General features: G+C 62.3%; 22 protein-coding genes, 1 tRNA gene and 1 pseudogene. 6 read left to right on the top strand and 18 right to left on the bottom strand.

Annotated features, from left to right (window positions below; genetic code table 11):
• Positions 1–55 precede the first annotated feature (55 nt).
• Positions 56–412 carry a VOC family protein gene (locus ACWHYV_RS11530; RefSeq protein WP_447976643.1) on the top strand — a complete coding sequence of 119 codons (357 nt, stop codon included), beginning with the start codon at positions 56–58 and terminating at the stop codon, positions 410–412.
• Between the two features lie 37 nt (positions 413–449).
• Positions 450–668, top strand: coding sequence for a hypothetical protein (locus ACWHYV_RS11525; RefSeq protein ID WP_447976642.1), 219 nt, complete (start codon positions 450–452; stop codon positions 666–668).
• 189 nt (positions 669–857) lie between these two features.
• Here ACWHYV_RS11525 and nfi read toward each other — a convergent pair whose 3' ends face one another.
• Positions 858–1,538, bottom strand: coding sequence for a deoxyribonuclease V (gene nfi / locus ACWHYV_RS11520; RefSeq protein WP_447976641.1), 681 nt, complete (start codon positions 1,536–1,538; stop codon positions 858–860).
• Positions 1,539–1,721: 183 nt separating this feature from the next.
• Here nfi and ACWHYV_RS11515 point away from each other — a divergent pair, with 183 nt between their 5' ends.
• Positions 1,722–2,357: a hypothetical protein gene (locus ACWHYV_RS11515; protein ID WP_447976640.1), complete on the top strand. Its 636-nt coding sequence runs from the start codon at positions 1,722–1,724 to the stop codon at positions 2,355–2,357.
• A gap of 140 nt (positions 2,358–2,497) precedes the next feature.
• Here ACWHYV_RS11515 and ACWHYV_RS11510 read toward each other — a convergent pair.
• The 6 genes and pseudogenes from ACWHYV_RS11510 to ACWHYV_RS11485 all read right to left on the bottom strand — a co-directional run.
• Positions 2,498–2,845: pseudogene (locus ACWHYV_RS11510) on the bottom strand (isocitrate/isopropylmalate family dehydrogenase); the annotation flags it as partial.
• 97 nt (positions 2,846–2,942) lie between these two features.
• Positions 2,943–3,326, bottom strand: a complete 384-nt coding sequence (locus ACWHYV_RS11505) for a DUF1264 domain-containing protein (protein ID WP_447976639.1) — start codon at positions 3,324–3,326, stop codon at positions 2,943–2,945.
• Positions 3,327–4,521: 1,195 nt separating this feature from the next.
• Positions 4,522–5,304, bottom strand: coding sequence for a hypothetical protein (locus ACWHYV_RS11500; protein ID WP_447976638.1), 783 nt, complete (start codon positions 5,302–5,304; stop codon positions 4,522–4,524).
• A gap of 192 nt (positions 5,305–5,496) precedes the next feature.
• Entirely contained in the window at positions 5,497–5,682 is a 186-nt protein-coding gene (locus ACWHYV_RS11495) for a hypothetical protein (RefSeq protein ID WP_447976637.1), read from the bottom strand.
• A gap of 161 nt (positions 5,683–5,843) precedes the next feature.
• Positions 5,844–6,158, bottom strand: coding sequence for a PilZ domain-containing protein (locus ACWHYV_RS11490; protein WP_447976636.1), 315 nt, complete (start codon positions 6,156–6,158; stop codon positions 5,844–5,846).
• Between the two features lie 430 nt (positions 6,159–6,588).
• The gene (locus ACWHYV_RS11485; protein ID WP_447976635.1) at positions 6,589–7,002 is read right to left on the bottom strand and encodes a response regulator; all 414 of its coding nucleotides are present in this window, start codon (positions 7,000–7,002) and stop codon (positions 6,589–6,591) included.
• Positions 7,003–7,082: 80 nt separating this feature from the next.
• On the opposite strand from ACWHYV_RS11485, the gene ACWHYV_RS11480 reads away from it, so the two are divergent.
• Both ACWHYV_RS11480 and ACWHYV_RS11475 read left to right on the top strand, forming a co-directional pair.
• Positions 7,083–7,292: a hypothetical protein gene (locus tag ACWHYV_RS11480; RefSeq protein WP_447976634.1), complete on the top strand. Its 210-nt coding sequence runs from the start codon at positions 7,083–7,085 to the stop codon at positions 7,290–7,292.
• An 801-nt stretch (positions 7,293–8,093) separates the two neighbouring features.
• A complete protein-coding gene (locus tag ACWHYV_RS11475; protein ID WP_447976633.1) occupies positions 8,094–8,402 on the top strand; it encodes a hypothetical protein in 309 nt (102 codons plus the stop codon).
• 41 nt (positions 8,403–8,443) lie between these two features.
• On the opposite strand, the gene ACWHYV_RS11470 is transcribed toward ACWHYV_RS11475, so the two are convergent.
• The 4 genes from ACWHYV_RS11470 to ACWHYV_RS11455 form a co-directional block, all read right to left on the bottom strand.
• A complete protein-coding gene (locus ACWHYV_RS11470) occupies positions 8,444–8,992 on the bottom strand; it encodes a Slp family lipoprotein (RefSeq protein WP_447976632.1) in 549 nt (182 codons plus the stop codon).
• A gap of 165 nt (positions 8,993–9,157) precedes the next feature.
• Positions 9,158–9,664: a DUF3015 domain-containing protein gene (locus ACWHYV_RS11465; protein ID WP_447976631.1), complete on the bottom strand. Its 507-nt coding sequence runs from the start codon at positions 9,662–9,664 to the stop codon at positions 9,158–9,160.
• Positions 9,665–9,813: 149 nt separating this feature from the next.
• The gene (locus tag ACWHYV_RS11460) at positions 9,814–11,472 is read right to left on the bottom strand and encodes a helix-turn-helix domain-containing protein (RefSeq protein WP_447976630.1); all 1,659 of its coding nucleotides are present in this window, start codon (positions 11,470–11,472) and stop codon (positions 9,814–9,816) included.
• Positions 11,473–11,934: 462 nt separating this feature from the next.
• A tRNA-Gly gene (locus ACWHYV_RS11455) sits at positions 11,935–12,009 on the bottom strand.
• 361 nt (positions 12,010–12,370) lie between these two features.
• Here ACWHYV_RS11455 and ACWHYV_RS11450 point away from each other — a divergent pair.
• Complete coding sequence (locus ACWHYV_RS11450; protein ID WP_447976629.1) at positions 12,371–13,081, top strand: hypothetical protein; 711 nt, start codon at positions 12,371–12,373, stop codon at positions 13,079–13,081.
• A gap of 64 nt (positions 13,082–13,145) precedes the next feature.
• On the opposite strand, the gene ACWHYV_RS11445 is transcribed toward ACWHYV_RS11450, so the two are convergent.
• From ACWHYV_RS11445 to lpdA, 7 genes are all read right to left on the bottom strand, one after another.
• The gene (locus tag ACWHYV_RS11445) at positions 13,146–13,646 is read right to left on the bottom strand and encodes a CAP domain-containing protein (RefSeq protein WP_447976628.1); all 501 of its coding nucleotides are present in this window, start codon (positions 13,644–13,646) and stop codon (positions 13,146–13,148) included.
• 61 nt (positions 13,647–13,707) lie between these two features.
• Positions 13,708–15,105, bottom strand: a complete 1,398-nt coding sequence (locus ACWHYV_RS11440) for an MFS transporter (RefSeq protein ID WP_447980716.1) — start codon at positions 15,103–15,105, stop codon at positions 13,708–13,710.
• A 233-nt stretch (positions 15,106–15,338) separates the two neighbouring features.
• Positions 15,339–15,758 carry a hypothetical protein gene (locus tag ACWHYV_RS11435; RefSeq protein ID WP_447976627.1) on the bottom strand — a complete coding sequence of 140 codons (420 nt, stop codon included), beginning with the start codon at positions 15,756–15,758 and terminating at the stop codon, positions 15,339–15,341.
• 98 nt (positions 15,759–15,856) lie between these two features.
• Entirely contained in the window at positions 15,857–16,219 is a 363-nt protein-coding gene (locus ACWHYV_RS11430) for a DUF3175 domain-containing protein (protein WP_447976626.1), read from the bottom strand.
• Positions 16,220–16,371: 152 nt separating this feature from the next.
• Positions 16,372–17,592, bottom strand: a complete 1,221-nt coding sequence (tyrS, locus tag ACWHYV_RS11425; protein ID WP_447976625.1) for a tyrosine--tRNA ligase — start codon at positions 17,590–17,592, stop codon at positions 16,372–16,374.
• Positions 17,589–18,083 carry a helix-hairpin-helix domain-containing protein gene (locus tag ACWHYV_RS11420; RefSeq protein ID WP_447976624.1) on the bottom strand — a complete coding sequence of 165 codons (495 nt, stop codon included), beginning with the start codon at positions 18,081–18,083 and terminating at the stop codon, positions 17,589–17,591. Before ACWHYV_RS11420 ends, tyrS begins: the two co-directional genes overlap by 4 nt.
• Positions 18,084–18,146: 63 nt before the next feature.
• Entirely contained in the window at positions 18,147–19,571 is a 1,425-nt protein-coding gene (lpdA, locus tag ACWHYV_RS11415) for a dihydrolipoyl dehydrogenase (protein WP_447976623.1), read from the bottom strand.
• Positions 19,572–19,576: the final 5 nt, after the last annotated feature.

The raw sequence follows: 19,576 nt of genomic DNA, 5'->3' as shown, positions 1-19,576 counted from the left end.
GGTTTTGCTCCCGTTGCGCGCAGAAGTTCCGTGGGCATTAACCCGAGGAGGCCAGATGATTACCTCCATTGCCTTCACCGTCTATCCGGTCAGCAACATGCATCGGGCCAGACAGTTTTATGAACACGTGCTGGGCCTGAAACAGGGCTACAATTTTCAGGACCAATGGGTCGAGTATGACGTCGGGGGTTCCACCTTTGCCATCACGACCACGGACATGGGGCATAGTCCAGGAGCCAAGGGAGCGGTCGTCGGGTTTGAGACATCCGACTTCGATGCGTTTGTCCGTCGGCTGAAGGAGCGAGCCGTGCCCTTCATCCAAGAAGCCTTTGAGACTCCCGTGTGCCGGATGGCCGTGGTCGAAGACTCGGACGGCAATCACGTCGTCATACACAAGCGGAAGCCAGGCTGAGGACTAGGACGGCGCGTTGACTGGTGAGAGGAGAACTATGCCTCTGACGGCGGCAGAAAAAGAGATGTTCCGCTATTTGAGCTTGCGGCTGAGTCGCCTCAATGGAGAAGTGGTGAGGCTGACCGATCTACTCAAAGCGAAGGGCATTCTCAGCGAGACTGAACTGGAGGGAACGCTGGGCTCGGTCGAGGCCTACGTACAGGAATCAACCGCCATGGACGAGGAAATTCTTCGTCGCTTGGAAGAGCCGGCTTAAAGACTCGCGACCCCTTTATTTCAGCATGGCGGGTTTGGCATTCGGATTGAGGAGATCACTGTCGAATCACATGTCATTCGCTGCACCCAATGTGGTTACGAGTTCGACGCACGGCTCGAAATGATGGACAGCTAGGCAGACGACGGCGCTCCGGCGCCAGAAGAGCGGGCAGCGTGGAGGAGCACGCTTTTAGCGTGTGCGGCCCGCGTTGCGCTTCGCGCACTCAGCCAGTAGATGCGCTTGCCGGGTCGGTTCCGGTATCCGATATCCCTTGGCACAGGCAAGCGTCAGCTTGATCGCTCGCGCTAAACTGATCCGGTGCCCGATCGAGACGAAGACAGGCCGCACCCCGTCTCGCGTGCGGACCGCTGCTCCCAGGACCTGCCCCTCGTTGTCGTACAGATACGATACCGAGCCTCGATCGTGCTCTGGCATCCGATAGGTGCCGGTCAGCACCGACTTGGCGCAGCCGATGACCGGGCAATCCAACAGCACCCCGACGTGACAAGCAATACCCGCCTGCCGGGGATGGCAGATTCCATGACCATCGATGAAGATCACGTCGGGCCGGTGTGTGAGCTGTGTGATAGCGTTCACGACACTGGGCGCCTCACGAAAGGACAAAAGCCCGGGTATATAGGGGAACTTCACGCGATCACGGACCGTCACGGTTTCGATGACTTGCAGACTCGGGAAAGCCAGAACAACGACAGCGGCATAGATCACATCGGAGTCCGTCTCGAATGCCACATCGGCTCCAGCGATCCAACGAGGCCGTCCGACTTGTCCCCGTCGAATGACCTTTCTCCGTAGGTCCTCTTGAAGACGGATGGCTTGGTCAGGGGTAATATGCGCGGGCCAGATTCTCATTCTGCTCGGGCTGGGACTTATTGCACAGGTTGAGGTGCAGCCAAGTCCGCGGCATCAGTTGAGCGCATTGTCAAAGCCAAGACCCCTGCCCCACTCCGTTCAGCGTTGTAGATACATCCGGCAAACCAGCGGTTGGATATCGGCTTACGGGTGTGGTATGGCTGTACCACGAGGATGGGGCCCATGGCACTCCCCAAGCAGATCGCCCCCGGGCTGTTTCACTGGACGGCGATCCATCCCGAGATTCGTATACGCGTAAGCTCGTACTACCTTGCCCGAGCGCGTATTCTCATCGACCCGCTGTTGCCGACTCCCGGCGGGCTGGCATGGTTGGAGCGGCATGGGCCGCCAGAGCACATCCTCCTCACCAACCGGCTGCACGAACGGCACAGCGCTCGGCTCGTTGCCGCCTTTGGCTGCACCGTCTGGTGCCACCGCGCCGGGCTCTATGACGTCAGTCCGGAGCTCAAGGCTCGACCGTTCGCTCCGGGCGACGCTCTGCCAGGAGGTGCACGGGCGTTCAAGATCGGCGTTCTCTGCCCCGACGAGTCCGCGCTGCTCCTCCCCCGCGTCAAGGCTGTGGCCGTAGCCGACGGGGTGATCCGCGACGGCAACGGCCCTCTCTCCTTCGTCCCCGACGAGCTGCTCGTGGACGTTCCGTCTCAAGCCCAACGCGTGAAACGAGGACTGAAGGCTGCCTACCGCCGGCTGGCCGAGAAGCAATTCGAGCACTTGCTGATGGCCCACGGCAACCCGTGGCTCCACGATGGACGGGCAGCCCTCCGTGTCTGGGCGAAAGCGAAGATCGAAGGACGTTAATCGTTCAACGTTATTCGTTACTCGCGAGGGGCATCGAGTCGATGAGCTAATAGACTGAACCCTCACAACGGAGCCAACGCCTGCAACGTCCCATCACGTTTAACAGTTCACGATTAACGTTTAGCGTCCGCTGGGGGCTGTCATCCTTTGGTTGCTCTCGCTAGCCTCGCGCTCGTGCGTCTGATGACTTCGTCCGTGAATTCGGTCGTCGTGGCACGTCCCTTCAGGTCTGCGGTACGGATCCCTTCGTACACGGCTGCGAAGACCGCCTCCGAAATCGCCTGAGAGACAAAAGCCGCTTGGCCGCCGATGTAGGACAGGAGCGCCGCGCCAGCGAGGATCATGGCCATCGCATTCGCGATGTTCTTGCGGAACAATGAGGGAGCCGTCCCGTGCGGCGCCTCCGCCATGACGACGTCGAGGTTCCAATCCTCGTCGAAGCTCAGCAAGAGGGATTCGGCGCCCGCGATCGACCCGAACATTTGCAGGGTTCCCGAGCGATCTCGGCCGCGGGACGTTGGCATGTCAGAAAATTAAAAAGCCCGCTGACCTTTACGATCAGCGGGCTCGGCGTATCATGGCCTGTCATTGGTGTGTGGCATGCCGCACCATCATGCCCATGCTCACCTTCCCGGTCGGCAGCTTGGCTCCCTCCGGCCAGAGTGAAAAGATGATGCCGTCGGTCTTGGCCACGGTGTCGGCCAGTTCCTTGGCCTTGTCGGGAGGCATGTCCAGGACTTTGACGTTCCCTGTGACAATCTCCTCGTTATGATCATGCCAGAACTTTTTCCAGGCCTTCTTTGGGAGGACCTTCTCATCGCGCGTCACGGTCTTGGCGACAATGTATTCCACGCCGATGAGCTTCGCATTGGCGTCGTCCGTCTCGTACAGCAGGCACTCGATGAACGGCTCGGGAGAGACCACCTTGCAGTAGTGATGGAACGGACCCCGTACCTTTCCATCGATCAAGTGCGGTGCCGTGACGTGGATGACATGGCCGTCCGCGGGAGTGGCTTTGGTGCCAGCCTCTGGTGCAGGCGCTGGGACTGCCTCCAACGCAGGCGTCGGGGCTGGCGGTGCCTCTTGGGCTCGTGCAAGTTCAGCCGCGATTGCCAAGGCGAGGCAACAGCTTAGAGCATTCACTGTCTTGAGCATGGCGGGCCTCCTTTCGGGATGCAACGTGCCCAGTTTATGAAAACGACAGAAGACAGGCAAGCGATCAAGGCGCAGCGGTTTCTTCGATCTCCGTAACGACTGCCGATTACATTCAGCAGGCCGGCGGCCGGACCCGGTGGTTCTCCATACTGCGCCCGTCCCACGAAGGCCTATGTGCAGTCCGCGCGTTGCGCGAGCACGGAAGAATGACCCGGGCTCGGCCTGCTCCGAAAATAAAAAAAGGCCTGCTGGAGAGTCCAGCACGCCTTTCTAAAAACCCCGGCAGAGGTCCCACCCTCGCTTGCGTATACCGGCGCCTCACTAGGCGAAGCCTCTCCCCAGTGCAGCGCCGGAATCTCCTCCGCTTACAACAGATGAAGATCGTCTGTGGTTCAGGTCAATGGGGAACTGGAGCTCCTCCAACTCCCTGACTAGTCCAGCCCTCCAGATGGGAATCTTTGTGTGCATTGAGTGGACTCCGCAAGGCGCGTGTTGCCCTCACTGAACCACTACACAATCCGCTCGGAACGGACTAAAATAAGAGTGACTCCTGCCGTAGTGATCACCTGTCTCGTTGAGGTGTGGTCATGATCCTTGGGACCATGAAGGCGACGCTAGCCCTCTTCCTTGCCCTGGCCCTCTTGGCCGTGCTTGCGGTTTTTGCGCCGTTGTCTCTGATCCTCCAGCCCGACCGGTGGAGTGAACGGAGATTTCATGCCGATCGATACCTCTCCTGATCGTGCGATTCCGCCTCCCGCGCCTCTCCTCACGCCTGGCTCCATAGCCTCGCTCACAGCCGTCGCTTGCGAGTACACGCCTCTGTTCTTCCCGTGCCGGACCTGGCATCGGATGAATGACTGAGCGGTGTCAGGGATACAGATCGTGCGGCAAGTCATGGCGGGTCACCGGCGTTCGGAATGGTAGGATCGGGCATGAGCGGGAAGACGATCCGCGCGGCCGGGGCCTGGGCGATTGCGCGATGCGTCGGAGCTTCTTTCTGGGAGGAGCGTCAATCGCAGAGCACGGTTGCGGCCGGCCCGAGCGGTGTCTTGGCGAGATTTTCTCCGGCGATCCGCACGTCGAGATCGGCGGCCCGGATACGAAACGTGCCGCCGCCGTACGTAATCCGAACCTGCGTCACAGGCTTGCAGGGCTCGTTTTCAATCGTCACCGAGCGGTTGGCCGGAATCCTGAGGATACCGGTGGTCGATCGGGTCAGCCATTCGACTTCGAACGCGTCCCCGGCGCGAAAGCGCGTCCCTACGTATACAAGCGCACCGTTTTCGCCCATCACGCGTACCGGCTTGTTGGTGAACGCCTGCACGAGCCCCTCACGCTGCGCGGCGACGATCAGCTCTCGCGTCAGTGACGGCCGCTGACAGGGGCTTCCGCTCCCATCGAGCACCGTGCTGCTCAGCGTCTCCGTGACGCGCACATCCCATTCTCGAAAGTACAGGTCGTGGCGGCCATCATAGCCGGCGTGCACGAAGCCGTTCATCCATCCCGTGCAGCCCGCATGAATCGTGGTGAGCTCGGCACCGGCGGGAATCTCGACCCAGACCCTCAGGGTCTTGTCATACGCTTGGGTGGGCGCCACGACGACGGCACGGACGCGCCCGGATTGGTGTGCACGCTTCAAGTCCTCCCAATCCACACGACCATGCTGGACCGATTGGGGATCAGCCTCACCGGCCGTGCCGGCGGCCGAGGACGCATGGGGCGGCTGCAGATAGGTGGATGGGACGATGCTCGAGAGACCGACGAGACCCGCAACGATCAGGCGGAGAAGCATAGCTCTAGAAAGGTCAGAGAAGCCGTTCCATCTCGCTATGGTGTTTTCCCTACACTACGACAGACCGGCGAGCAGCGCAAGGCCTCAGCGGCCGGTCTCGAAGCGCCGGCCGGTCGGATCAGGGTCGCCTTATGGAAACGAGGAGAACGAGCCCGTCTGCGTACCAGACGGGGCTGCAAGAGGAGGAATCATTTAAGAGGTGGTGAGACGCTGAAGATCCCGCCGGCCCCGTATGTCCTGCACGTGATGCTGGGGCGCGGCGCGATGGACGCGGCCGTGGAATTCGCAAATGCGCTGGGCCTCGAGCCGAGCCCGCTCGAGATCTCTGAAGAACGACGACACATCTTCTTCTTTGACCGTCAGCAGCGGTACACTCATGCGCCCTCCTGGGTGAACTGGTTCCCTTGCTTCCTGAGCCCTTCGCTCAAAGACTGTAGCACGTTTTTCGTGGACGGCCAGTCGGAATGGCAGCCGGCCCGAGGCGTCGGGATGGCGGGAAGCTGCACGCGGCGGATGAGAAAGAGCGTGTCGGACGAGGACTATGCGACCTCCAGCTTTTCCAGGTAACGCTGTAAGCGGGTGTGATCGCCCACGCGCATCATGATGAATTCCAGACCGAATTTATAGCCGTCGGTCCAGCGAACGGAGCCCTCTTCCACGACGAGGGGCTCCTCCTCAGCGACATAGAGGAGCAATCTCAAGGTCGCCGTCTTGATGATGGGTGAATAGGTGGTGACGGCGCAGCCGCCGCGAGAAACATTATACATGGTGCCGGTACCGACGATGCCGGCACCGATGAACGAGACGCTGGCGTGCAGAGGAAATCGAGTATGGCGGCGGCGTTCTTGGAACATATCCTAGGGTATCGCGGCCATGTGACCGGCATTAGGGCCGAATGGCCTGGGGAGGATGGCTTTTTTTGCCGCATGCTCCTAGGGAAGATCGTCCCAATCGAAGCGGGATCGCACCGGATGTTGTTAGATCCGCTGACGCCGTTGCCAACTGATCGTCATCAGGATGGTTCGAGTATGAGTAGCCGCTCTTGAGAAGGAAGCCGCAGCGGAGGACCTGAGCGGCCTCGCGGAGGGAATCGGCGGGCCTGGTTCGAGGGGCCGTCAGAAGGAGAGCAGGACAGAGGCGATCAGACCGGCAATCATACTTGCAAGGAACGCCAACCCGAGCCCACTCTCCGTGATGTGTGAATCAAATCGGTGGATCATGCCGCACCTCTCGTGGTCCCGCACCCTACTGGAGGTGAAGCGAGGAGGAAATCGGCTTTGCGTCCTAAGACCTTCGTCCTGGCGGGCCAACGGGAGCGCCCGGCGTCTCTTGGCTCTGCACCAGTGCCTCATCCACGACTTTCCGTAGCTCGGCGAGCCGTACGGGTTTGTCGAAGTACGCATGGGCACCGAGCTTGAGCGCCTCATGCTTCGTGTGGATGTCACCGAAAGCCGTCAACACGATCACGGTCGCATCCGGGACTTGCTTTTTGAGTTGCGCCAGGTAGGTCAACCCACCGCCCGGCATACGGAGGTCGGTCAGAATCAGTCGCGGCCGGCATTCCTTGATGCGGTCGAACGCTTCGTAGGCATTCCCCGCCTCGACGAGTCGGCAGCCGGTGTAATAGAGCGCGTCGGCCAACAGTTGCCGCATATCGCTGTCATTCTCTACGATGAGCAGGGCCTCTTGAGCGTCCATGACGATCCGAATTCCCGGCGATGTCTACTGTCGTCGCGATTGGAACTATGCTACCCTGGCTGCCCAGGGTGAGGAGTTCAGTGTCGGACGCCGCTGATCGGTTACACGAAGAGCTTGCACGGAAGCTCGAGTCTTTGATCGGCGACATCGCCAAGCTCAAGGCGGAACTCGAGCGCGCCGAGGAGCTGGCGGAATTGTGCTTCCTGGAAGGAGAGCTGCAGGATATCCGTGCGGCAATGAACGAAGCACAATCCGATCCTCGAAGCCCCGACCAGGAGGACCCTGACTAGGAATACCTACAGCCGACGGTCGGTCCCTTGACTCTGCGGCCCTTGGGGGCAACAGCCTGACGTATCGTCCGCCCCCGCCAGTGCCACCCGAGCCGGTCGCGCCGCCATCCATTGGCGACGAGGTCGATCCCCCAGTAGCACTGGCCTGACGACCTACTGACCCGAGCCTTTTCACCACAGACTACCCAAGGCAGTAGGCGCCTCCAATAGGCCGGCAGGAACTGCTGCGTCGGCCTGAACCGGCACAAGACCGCGGGATCGCGGCGAGGGCCCTGCCGCGCCGTGCGGGACTGCTCGCGCCCCATTGGTCCACGATGGCTTGGATCATCCGCGACGCGCTTCTTGGCTCGATTGTTGAGAAGAGAGAGGCTGAACCCGTGCGGCCACGGCTTGGAGAATCAGGGGAAGCGTCTCGCTCCGCATCTGAAGAAACGATTGAAGGAATGCTCGCATGCTCTCGATAAGAGAGACCCTGTCGGAATTCTTGACAAGGGGCTGTTGATCCGATGGACCCATGCCGTTCTTTCGTGGGCCATCCAAGCCTTGCGACAACCCAAGACATTTGCAGGTATTTTTACCGTTCGTGGCGGGCTCTTCGATGGCCGATGGTCCAAATAGATAGACATCATGCTTTCGAAGTGTCGGGAAATTTACTAGGTCCTATGAAAATTCATGCTCGCACCCCACGACTCTGTTCGAACAGACTTCAACGGTTTCAGCGAGTTAGAGGAGGTGAGGTCGCTGGCCTGGCAATTGCTCAAGACGTCATCGTACAGGATCGCAATGGCAGGCTTGTCTTCAATGGATCAGCACGAGGCTCGCACGACGCTCGAGTACTGGGGTCTTCCCGCCATTTGCCGCCGGATGCGATGGCGTGACAGCCGCACTCCCGTTCGCCAAGCCCTGAAACACGGGTTCCCCTTGTATCTCAAGCGTCGGCCCGGGCAACGCCGGCAGATGTACTATTCGAACGAAAAGCTGATCAAAGCCTGGGAGTGGAGCCGGTGCGAGCGGGAAATTGCCCGGCTGGTTCAGGATGAGAATCCCCATCTCCAGGAGGGACTCTCCGAGTTTCTGATTGCTCGGCGTTGGTCCTCCGAGCCTACGTGATTCTTTCGTCGCGGCCTCCACAAGGACGGTCACCCAAGCGTTCAGAAGCCGATCCCTATCCCACCGCCCAATCCCACGCCTCTCCCCACTGTTCCCCCGCCCACGGAGATCCCCCATGATGGTCGCGGCCGGCCGTACATCAACGGTTCATCCGGCCAGACGTGGATGTGCCTGACGTCCACTTGAGGATAGGTATAGTCCGTCCCATCGAGCGCGCGCACCGAGCTGCCTGTGACTTCTCCGACGACCGTGACGCGGGTCTTCGGAGGAAGTGTGGCAGGGTCGAGGAACGCCCGGTTGAGAGCGAGGAAACGACCTTGTGAGCCGGCTCTGTCAGAGGCAGGCTCCCAATCATCGAGGGGCAGTTGGAGAATCTCCAAGACCGTGGCCTCTTGAGTACGCTTCGCGTTCAGGATCTCTCCGCCGAAGGCGACCAGCCGGCCGATGTAGTCGCCAGGCGCGGTCAGCACCTCGGTGAACGTCACCGTCCGGTCAATCTGCGATTCCAGGGCTTCAGGAATGACCGGCGGTGATGTGGCGCAGGCGGTGAAGAAGACGACACCAGCCAGTGAAAAGGTCAACCGCGACATACGACATCATACTACGTGGAAGGCGGGTCTGACGTCGGTAGGAGCGCGAGAGCAGGAGGGGTCAGTCCGACAGCCGGGGAAGTAGTGGTAGGGGGGGATGGGGTAAGGGGTAGAGCCTTATGACCTACCCCATATCCCATATCCCTACTCGTACCCCTATCCCTGCTAATCGGCCGTCTTTCCCAAAGTGGGGTGAGCTGCGAGCGCCGCCTGGAGTGACTTGACCATGGCCGAGGGCGACTGGTCCTCCGCCTGCATGATCGTTCGGTAGTTGGCCTGAGCAACCGCAAAGAACTCCGGTTGCTGCTCGGCCGGTATCTCGAGCAGCGTGGCGAGCGACGTCAAATGCTCCCCGTGCCCCTGCGCCATTTCTTGAGACAGACTCTCGTACGTGGCGCTCGCAAAGGCGTTGACGAGCTCGGTACGCATGATCACGCCGTTGTTCGTACACCCCGAGGTGCCGAAGGAAATCCCGAATGTCTGGCTGCCGAACGTGCCGTTCGTCGTCGCCATCATGACCTGCGGAGCAATCTGCTTTTGACCTTTGAAATCCCCCCAGGCCAACTTCCCAAGTCCGCACCCGGGCCCGGTATCAGGATTGGCCGCCCATACGATTGGCGAGTGGACTGCGACGGTCGACACGATCAGCATTGCAAGCAACCCGCGCTTCATCGATTCCTCCTCTAACGGTTCGTTTCGCTGCCTGATGCGCCACACCGCATCCACCGAGCCGGCAGCCGTCATTGTGCTTAAGTATAGAGTCGAGCGATATCCCGTCAAGCAAGGATGGTGGACGCAGTCAAGCGGGGATTGGCCGGATGTTAGACGAGCGGGGCGCCGCAGCGGCCACAGTACGCCATGCCTTCAGCCATCGTCTCGTGGCACCGTGCACAGACAAGCAGGTCATCCGGCTGGTCAGGGTCGCCTCCCTCGGCGACGGCGGCAGGGCTTTGGCTGGAAAAAGCGGCCAAGGTGAGCCATAGCGCGGCGACCATGATCGCCACGATGAAGGTCCAATCATAGATGAGCCGGCCGGCCTTGGAGAGAAAGGGTTCGGCGGCGAGAAGAACGACGTAGTACGCAGCGAAGACGACGAGAAAGGTCACGAGCGGCATGATGGTACGCCGAGCCAGCCACCACCAGGTGGTGGAGACCGGCATGCGAGCCGCAATCCGCCGACCCAATGACCAGAACAGGGCCACGGCGCCGCCGTATCCCAGACACTCGGCAATGCGGGCGGCTGTGAGAGTCGTTCCAACCAACCCGGTGGATTTGAAGAGCGGGACATGCCCGAGAATGACGGCGAGACCCAGCGCGATCACAATCGCCAGGATGTGCTGCACCGTCCAACCCCATCCCTTCATGATTTCACTCCCCTCTCGGACTCGGCTCAGGCGGTCGGTCACGGGGACTTTACCCTGCCTCGTGGGGTCCGGGCAGGACGCCGGTAGCTTCACCGCACGATCGCGTGAGGGGACCCAAGGACGCCCAAGGTCGCCATACACCGGTGAGAGATGGACACTGCCTGGAAGATTGGGGGTGACCATGACCGCGAACGCCGCGGCAATCCCTGACAGCGCACGGCGAGAGGCCGCAGAGAGGGCAGCGGCCAGATCGGTTCTCTTGGACCACAGGGACGACCCTCTTGCCTGAGTAGCCGTGAGGGTCCGCATCGCGAACGGTCGAGCCCGGTCGGCCCAGACACTCATATCGGTGGCCGCTCGCTGGCCCAGGTCCCGCATGGCCTTTCCCGCTCGCGTCCCAAGCTGGTATCCCGCCCGGCTCAGTCGTGCCAGGTGACCTGTTAGCGCCGATCCCGCATGGCGGAAGTCCGCTCGTGTGCGACTCCACGCGGCACAAATGGCGGTACTGGAAGCACGCCTCGCATCAGCCGCGCGCCCGAGAGCGGCCCACACGCCGGCTCGCACCAGAAGCTGGGCCTTCCGCTCGATCCTTTCCCATCGAAGTCGGATATTCATGACGGTGATAAGAAGCCAGACGCCGACGCGTGCATACAGATCCTGCGCGACCTGCTTCCCCTGCATGAAGATCCCACTGGGCTCCGCGTCAGCGGCGGCGGGCTGGCGTGCAGTCGTCGGCACCGTCGACGGTTCGAGTCGACGGAGGATTTCGATCTCTTGAACCGGCGTCAGCGCCACACATCGGGCATAAGACTTGACGTAAGCCTTGACGATGACGGCGGGAACAGGGATCTGATCGAGATCATCGGCCTCGAGGGCCTCGAGATAGCGGAGCGGAATCCGAGTCTGTCGGGCCACGACTTCGAGCGACCAACCCCGGTCTTGCCGGCATGCCCGCAGGTATTCTCCGAACGACCCTTCTGCCGGCCCTTCCACGTGCCCAGCCTCCAACCGACGGAGGACATCGACGGACACGCCCGTCTGCTGCGAAAGATCTTCCAGCGAGAGTCCCTCTCGTCGTCGCCATTCCTTGAGGTACTCACCCAACGGCCTGACCATGTCGTCCCTCGCCACAGGAGACAGTCCGATACACACTGTGCCGAACTCTACGACCGGACCAATAGAAAAGTCAAAAGAGGAATCGATCCAATGACTGGTCGGCCACAAGCAGGAGGCTTAGCAGGGTGAAAGGGGGAAGATGGCAGTGAAAGAACGAAAGGGGGAGAGGCAAGTCACTGGCGGGGTTTCTCCGCCCGCGCCTTATAGGAGCGGGCGGCTCACGCCAAGCGAGGGATGGAGCGGGCGATGGGATTTGAACCCACTCCGTCGCCGAGCCGACCCTGAACCCTGCCGCCTCAGCTCCCACAAGGGGGCCAGCCCCCTCGTGTACGCCCCACGAAAGGGGGCCTACCCCCTTTCGGATTCCCCCTGTCGTGTGTTCAAATCGACAAAAGGCAGGTCACTGGCGGGGTTTCTCCGCCCGCGCCTTATAGGAGCGGGCGGCTCACGCCAAGCGAGGGATGGAGCGGGCGATGGGATTTGAACCCACGACAACTAGCTTGGGAAGCTAGGACTCTACCACTGAGCTACGCCCGCTCGCTGGGAAATCCTACGTGAGGGTGGAGGGTCAAGTCAAGAACGGCGGGCGGAGTGTCCCGACAGAGAATCCGATCCTTGCATCGATCATCGACAGGCTTCAACGTACGGGTGAGACTGATCTGCATTGACAGCGTTCTTGACAGGCCGGTGGGCCTTCTCGCGGCATTGAGACGAGCATGGATCGGCTTTAGAATTCGTTGGTGACCAGAGTGCTCTGTGAGTGACGGCGGGAGTGAACAATCCTGCGCGAGGTCAGGGTCCAAGAAGACAAGCACGGACGCGTTGGGACCGGTCACTCCGTGAGGCTGAAATGACGATCGAGCTTCGAAGGCCGAGCGCCTCCAGGTGCGCCGGGCTCGTGGCGATACTCACGCTGATTGCCGGCTGTGCCATGAAGCCGGAGGCGCGTCTGGATGCCTACCTCGGGGCGGCGAAACCGACAGCCCGTCCTACCGCGGCGATGTCATCGGCGACGTTCGAATCGCCGTTACCGGTAGGGCTCGTGCTCGTCAACGATACGACCGGCTCGGATTCAGCCCCGCCGCTTCCCGAGGCGGCGGTCTCCGCCGTGGCGGAAGAAATGGTCGCCGAGCTTCGCGACCGGGTCCCGCTGAAAGCCGTCACCGTGATCCCCCCTCAGAATATGGCGCGGACGCACGGCGCCGGGCCTTTCACGGAATTGGCCAAAGCACATGGGGTCGACCATCTTCTGGTGGTCCTCATCTCAAGCGCCGAGGGGGAAGCTCCCGTGACCATGGCTCCTCTTGGAGCGAGTCTCCGGATAGCGGCGACGCGGGTGGATAATTTTACGCTGGTCGAATTGGCCTTGCTCGAGGCACAGACCGGTGCTGTGCTCATTCGTGGCTCGGGCCGTGACCGATCGATGCTGACGACACCGCAAGGCCCGTCGCCGTTCACCTCCGAGTCGACGATCGGCCGCCGTGGCGGCCGGCCCTTCTTCGCGACGGGGCCCGATCCCTACACCGAGCTTCGGACCTTCGTCACGGTCGGGGCGCTACAGAACGCCGTTGAGGCGTTTCAGAAAGCCTGGTATGAGGCCTTTGCATGAGCACGGACGGTGTGCCTCACAAGCGCGGTCTGATCGTACTCGAGATTCCCCTGATCGATTCCCATCATCTCCGCCCCAAGTCCAAGACCCAATACCCCCGGCCGGCCTTGCTGCGCGCAAATCCGACTCCGGCCTCCCGTACATCGGGATGGAGGAGATTGGTGCGGTGCGCGGGGCTCGTGAGCCAGCTGTTCACGACGTCGGCCGGCCGCTCCTGTCCCTCGGCTACGTTCTCGGCCACGAGGCGGGGCCTCCGATAGTCGAAGGCCCGAAGCCGGGCCGGGACATCGCGCTGCCGACTGTCGGTGTGATCGAGCAGCTCGCGTGAGGCCAGATCATTCGCCATCCACTGCGCGGCTCGTTGAAGCGCCGGGTTCTCGGTAACCGGCGCCAGCCCGCGAGTCGCCCGTTCGACATTGACGAGACGCAGCAGATCTTCGCGGAAGTCGGCCCTGTCCCTTTGGCTGTCTGCACCTTTTTGGCCGGCGATAGGACCGGGCGGGCTGATCGAGACCAGGAGCACCACGATCAGGGTCAGTCGAACGGGATTTCGGCTGCTCACCACGGCGTCTTATCCTGCTGGCTCCCACCCGAGCCGGTCCGCACAGGTGATCGCCTGAACCGCTTCACGAAGATCCGTGCCGCGCGGAGAGGGGGGTCGCGATACTTTCCAAGGACCGGCGCTCGGCTTTGACGCCGAAGAGCAGGGCGACCATTGCTCCGGTCACCATCATCCCGGCGCCGATCAGATTCCCCACGAAGACGCTCCCCGCCGAGGCTTCAATGAGCTTGCCGAATATCCAGGGCGCCACGGTCGCCGCCCCTTGCGCAACGACGAAGAAAAAGGCGATCGCCATCGCACGGATTTCCATCGGGAACACTTCGCTGACCGTCAGATAGGCTGAACTGGCGCCGGCAGAGGCGAAGAAAAAGATCACCGACCAGGCGATCGTCTGCGTCACCGCGTTTAGATAGCCCTGCCAGAACAGGAACCCGGTCAGCGCGAGCAGGATGCCGGAGAAGCCGTAGGTAAACGCGATCATCGGCTTGCGCCCGATCGTATCGAAGAAGCGCCCGAGCAAGAGCGGCCCCAAGAAGTTGCCGACGGCAAACGGGAGGATATAGAGGCCGATCCGGCTCGAGGGGACCCCGTAGAATTTCGAGAGCACGAGCGCATACGTGAAGAAAATCGCGTTGTACAGAAACGACTGCGTGACCATCAGGGTGATGCCCAGCACGGTCCGCTGAGGATAGGTCCGGAACAGCTCGCGCGCGACGGTCAGGACCGTCGAGTGTTCGTACGGCCGCACGATGATCGATCCTTCCGGCTCGGGGAGATGTTCCAGGCCGTGGTCCCGTTTGACGGTCTCCTCGATCGCCGTGACGATCGCATCCGCCTCGTCCACCCGTCCCCGGGTCATCAGCCACCGGGGGCTCTCGGGCACGAGGCGCCGAACGAGGAGAATGCCGAGACCGAGCACAGACCCCAGGATGAAGCACAACCGCCATCCGAGGTCTTCCGGGACCAAGCGCGGGTTGAGCAAGGGAATCGTGAGCAGCGCGCCCGCAATCGTACCGACCCACCAACTCCCATTGATCGCGAGGTCCGTGTGTCCCCTGGCTCGCGCCGGGATCAACTCATCGATCGCCGAGTTGATGGCCGAGTACTCCCCGCCGATGCCGGCCCCGGCGAGAAACCGGAAGGTCATGAAGCTCCACAAATCCCATGAGAAGGCGGTGAGCACCGTGGCGGTCAGATAGAGCATGAGCGTGATCAAGAACCATCGCTTGCGGCCCTGTCGATCCGTCAGATAGGAGAAGAGCAGGGCACCCGTGACGGTGCCGGCGAGATACGCCGAAGCCGTCAATCCGACCTCGCCCTCGCTCAGATTCAGCGTCGTGCTGTGCGTGAGCACGGAACCCATCGCGCCGACGATCGTGACTTCCAGCCCATCGAGGATCCACGTGACGCCCAGCGCCACGACGATCAGCCAGTGCCAGCGCGACCACGGCAACCGATCCATGCGATGCGGGATGTCGGTCTTGACCGTCACGCCACGCCCGCCGTCGATGCTCGGCCTGCTGGTACGCCCGGCTTCATACGCCTCCTCGGATCGATTCCGCTCTCGCGCTCCGTTCACCCTACCACGGGGGCCGGGGAGTTTCTGCAGGACGGGGGAGCACGACACGGAGGGGAAGTCAGCGACGGGCTTGGCGACGCATCCTGCCTTGGGGGATCGCGGCCCCGCGCCGTGTGTTAGAGCGGCTCGAACGCCCGCTCGGCTCGTTGTTGGCTGGAAAGAAACACCCACCGGCCTCCCTCGTCTTCATCGAAGCTCCCGAGAAACGCACGGCGTGGATCGAGGAAGCGAAACTCGCTGAGCGTGATCGTGCACCTTCTCGGGTCGACGACGCGTGCATCATACTGCCCGATGACATAGAGCAGGCCGGCCGAGGTGTCATAGAGATTGCGGCGGCTGACACCACCGGTATCCGGGAACAGGTCCGTGCTGGCCCGACAGCCATCCGGCCCATCGATCCGGAGCTTGAGATTGTATCTGGCCAGGAAGGGATGCGACGCGACACGTGTCACCGTGATGCGCGTCCCGGCCGAAGAGAGCTCAACACTGGCGGGCTGCGGGGTATCGCTCCGGCAGCCGGAGAGCGTCAGCAACACGAAGAGCCCAACAGCGGCTCGACGAGGAGTCTGCCCGAGTGATGCCATTCTACCGTGCCCAAGGATCTACAGGCGCGGGTGCAGGCCGGCCTCGTTCATCACCGTGTTTCGACTCCCCCGTTTCGGGCGCGGCCGAACACGGCCCGTAACTCGTCCTTGGCCCGATTCAGGATCTCTTTCTGCTTGGCAGGCAAGGTCCGTCCTGCCCGGTTGATGTGAAAATTCAGCATGGACATGGCCGACTGGAACGGGGTGCCCTTTCGCCGTGTACTGGCCTCGGCGGATCGTTTGAGCGACAGCGCGATGGCTCGAGGGCTGCGTTTCGTGAAGACGCCCGGCTCCAGGTCCAGGGCATTGCTGCGTTTCATCACCTCGGCCGACCATCGCCGCCTCCGTGTCGATGGCGACCGTCGCGCCGCGTTTCGTTTAGACGTTCGGGACGGCTTGGCGTTCGATGCCATGATCGCCTCTCCTTCTGAAAACCTAGTGGCTTCCCGGCCTTATCAGGTTCAACAACTGATTGTCACCTTCTTCCGCAGACGCGCCCATACCGTTTCAAGTTGAGGGACGGACCTCAGTGAGCTGTAATGCCGCCGCAAAGGCCGGCTCCGCCTTACCCCGGCCTGAACTCAACCAGCGCAAACTTGCGTCGGCCGATGCGAAGCCGGTACTGCCGGCCTGGGTGCAGGGGAAGGAGGCTGTTGGGGTCGGTCTGCTTCTGCTCATCGACCTCGACGCCGCCCTGGACGATCAAGCGGCGGCCTTCGCTTTTGCTGGTGACCAGCTTGGTACGGGCGATGAGATCGACGAGCGCGATCGCAGGCGCGTGCGGATCGGCGACGTCCGTCGGCGTGAGTGAGACCCTGGCGTCCGGCTCCGCGGGGAACTCGCGCTGTCGGAACGTGTGCTGGAACGCGTCTCTGGCCCGTGTGGCCGCTTGATCGCCGTGATATCTGGCCACGATCTGCTGGGCCAACGCTTGCTTGGCCTCCATCGGATGCATCGCCTTGACCTGTTTGAGGTCCTGCGTGGTCAAGAACTCGTAGTACCGCAGCATGAGGGCGTCGCTGATCGACATCAGCTTTCCGAACATGTCCTCCGGCTTGTCTTCGAGCGCGATGTAGTTGCCGAGGCTCTTGCTCATCTTGCGGACGCCGTCGGTGCCCTCGAGCAACGGCATCGTCACGACGACCTGGGGCTCCTGGCCGAAGTCGCGTTGGAGGTCCCGTCCGACGAGGAGGTTGAACTTCTGGTCGGTCCCGCCCAGCTCCACGTCCGCTTTCAGCGCCACTGAGTCGTACCCTTGAATCAGCGGGTAGAGGAACTCATGGATGCTGATCGGCTTCTGCTCGTGATAGCGCGTGTGAAAATCCTCTCGCTCGAGCATGCGGGCGACGTTGTAATGCGCGGCCACCTGGATCAGCTCTTCCGCCCGCATGGCCCCCATCCACCGGCTGTTGAACTCGACCGTCGTCTTCGCCGGGTCGAGGATCTTGAAGATCTGGCGCTCGTAGGTCTTGGCATTCTCCGCGACCTTCTCCTTCGTCAGCGCCACCCGGGTCTCGGACACCCCGGTCGGATCGCCGATCATGCCGGTGAAGTCACCGATGAGAAAGATCACCTGATGGCCGAGATCCTGGAAGTGCTTCAGCTTGTGGATCAAGACCGTATGGCCGAGGTGCAGGTCGGGCGCCGTGGGATCGAACCCCGCCTTCACGCGCAGCGGGCGACCTTCCTTGAGCGCGCGGGTGAGCTTCGCCTCGAGCTCACTCGGCTGAATGATCTCGACGGCGCCGCGGAGGATCAACTCCATCTGCTTGGTCACGTCGCTCATAACGCCTGCCGTCCCTCCCGCTTCGCGTTCGGATCGTTCGATCCCGGCTTTGCGGTCTTCGATCCCCGCGCTCCCACGACGATCAGGGGCCGCAAGTGCTCCAATCGTTTCTTGCCGATGCCCTTCACATCCAGCAAGTCTTCCACGTGGACAAACGGCGCCTGGCGGCGGCGTTCGACCATTCGCTGCGCCAACACGGGGCCGACGCCCGGCAGCGTCTGGAGATCCTCGAGGCTCGCGCGGTTCAGATCGACCTTGGCCGGCATCGGCCTCGGCGACGGGCGCGTGTCGGCCATATTCCGAGGTGCGATCTGAGGCGCCGGGGCGGCGACAGGAGAAACAGCTCGCGGAGGCTCGGCGCTCTGTTGGACCGCCGACCCGTTGGGCTCGGCCGGCTGTTGATCGGGCGCCTCATTGGACCAGCCGATCCAGAGGAGCGCCGCGACGGCCACCCCGAGCATCCCGAGCTTGAGGAGCAACGATCCGACCATCGATCCTCGAAGCTCAGCCTTCGGCACCTCGGTGAACCAGAGGCCTGGCTGGATGCCGGTCGCTCACCGGCTTTTCTTCCTTGCCAAATGGATGGCAAGCCCGTCCACGTCTTCGGCCGCTTCCATCACGCCTTCCGCCAACGTCGGATGCGCATGGATCATCCGCCCCACATCGGAAGCCGTGACGCCCATCTGCATCGCAAGCGCGATCTCATGGATCAAATCCGACGCATGCGCGCCGAGGATGTGTGCGCCAAGAATCCGTCCGGTCTTGGCCTCCGCGATGACCTTGAACAAGCCCGAGGTCTCCCCGGCGCCTTGGGCCTTGCCCAACCCGGCGTAGCGGAACCGCCCCACCTTCACCGCCGTCTCGGGGTCCTCGCCGCGTTCCCGGGACTCCTCGCGCGCCTGCTGCTCCGTCAAGCCGACCCGGCCGATCTCCGGGAGCGTGAAGATCCCGGCCGGGATGACGCGATCGTCCATCTCACGCGGATGGCCCATGATATTTTCCACCGCGACTTTCCCTTGTGCGGACGCCACGTGGGCCAGCATCGCCTTGCCAACGACATCTCCGATCGCATAGACCCCGGGCACGTTCGTCTCCATCCGGCCGTTCACGAGGATTTCCCCCCGCTTCCCGACCGCCACGCCCACACGCTCCAGCCCGATCCCTTTCGAATTTAATCCACGCCCCACCGAGACCAAGAGCCGCTGACTCTCGACCACCGTCCCGTCGGTGAGCGTCGCCGTGATCGCGTCAGCCCGGCGTTCGAGCTTGTCGACGCGCGTCCCGGTATGGATCGTGACCCCGCGCTTGGCCAACTCCCGCGCCATCATGGTCGCGATCTCCTCGTCCTCCAGCGGCAGGATGCGCGGCATCAGCTCGACCATCGTCACCCGTGTCCCCATGCCGCTGAACAGCGCCGCGAATTCGCATCCTTCGACCCCGGCGCCCACGATCAGGAGGGTCGAGGGAAGGTCGGACATGTCCAGCGCATCCTTGCTGGTGATGATCTGGCGCCCGTCGATGGGGAACAGGGGGAGATTGGGCCAGGATGATCCCGTGGCGATCACGATGGCGTCCCCTCCGACGTACTGCTCCCCGCCGTCCGAAGCCGCTACTTTCACCGTCCGGGCATCGACTAATTCACCGAACCCATTGACGGTCTGGATGCCCCACGTCTTGAAGAGCGTGGCGATGCCTTTGACCAAGCCGTCCACGACCTTGTTTTTCCGCGCCACCATCTTGGCCGGATCGTAGGCGATTCCGCCGTCCAGCGTGAGCCCCATCTCGGCCGCCTTCTTGGCCTTGTCGCCGAGCTCGACCACGGCCAGCAAGGCCTTGCTGGGAATGCACCCCCAGTTCAAGCAGACGCCGCCGAGCACTTGATGCTCGATGACGGTCACCTGTGCCCCGAGTTGGGCGGCGCGGATGGCCGCCACATAGCCGCCGGGGCCGGCGCCGACTATCACGATGTGTGTGCTCATGGAAG

The sequence above is a fragment of the Candidatus Nitrospira bockiana genome (genome assembly GCF_965152565.1).
This window is presented reverse-complemented; position numbering and strand designations above follow the sequence as displayed.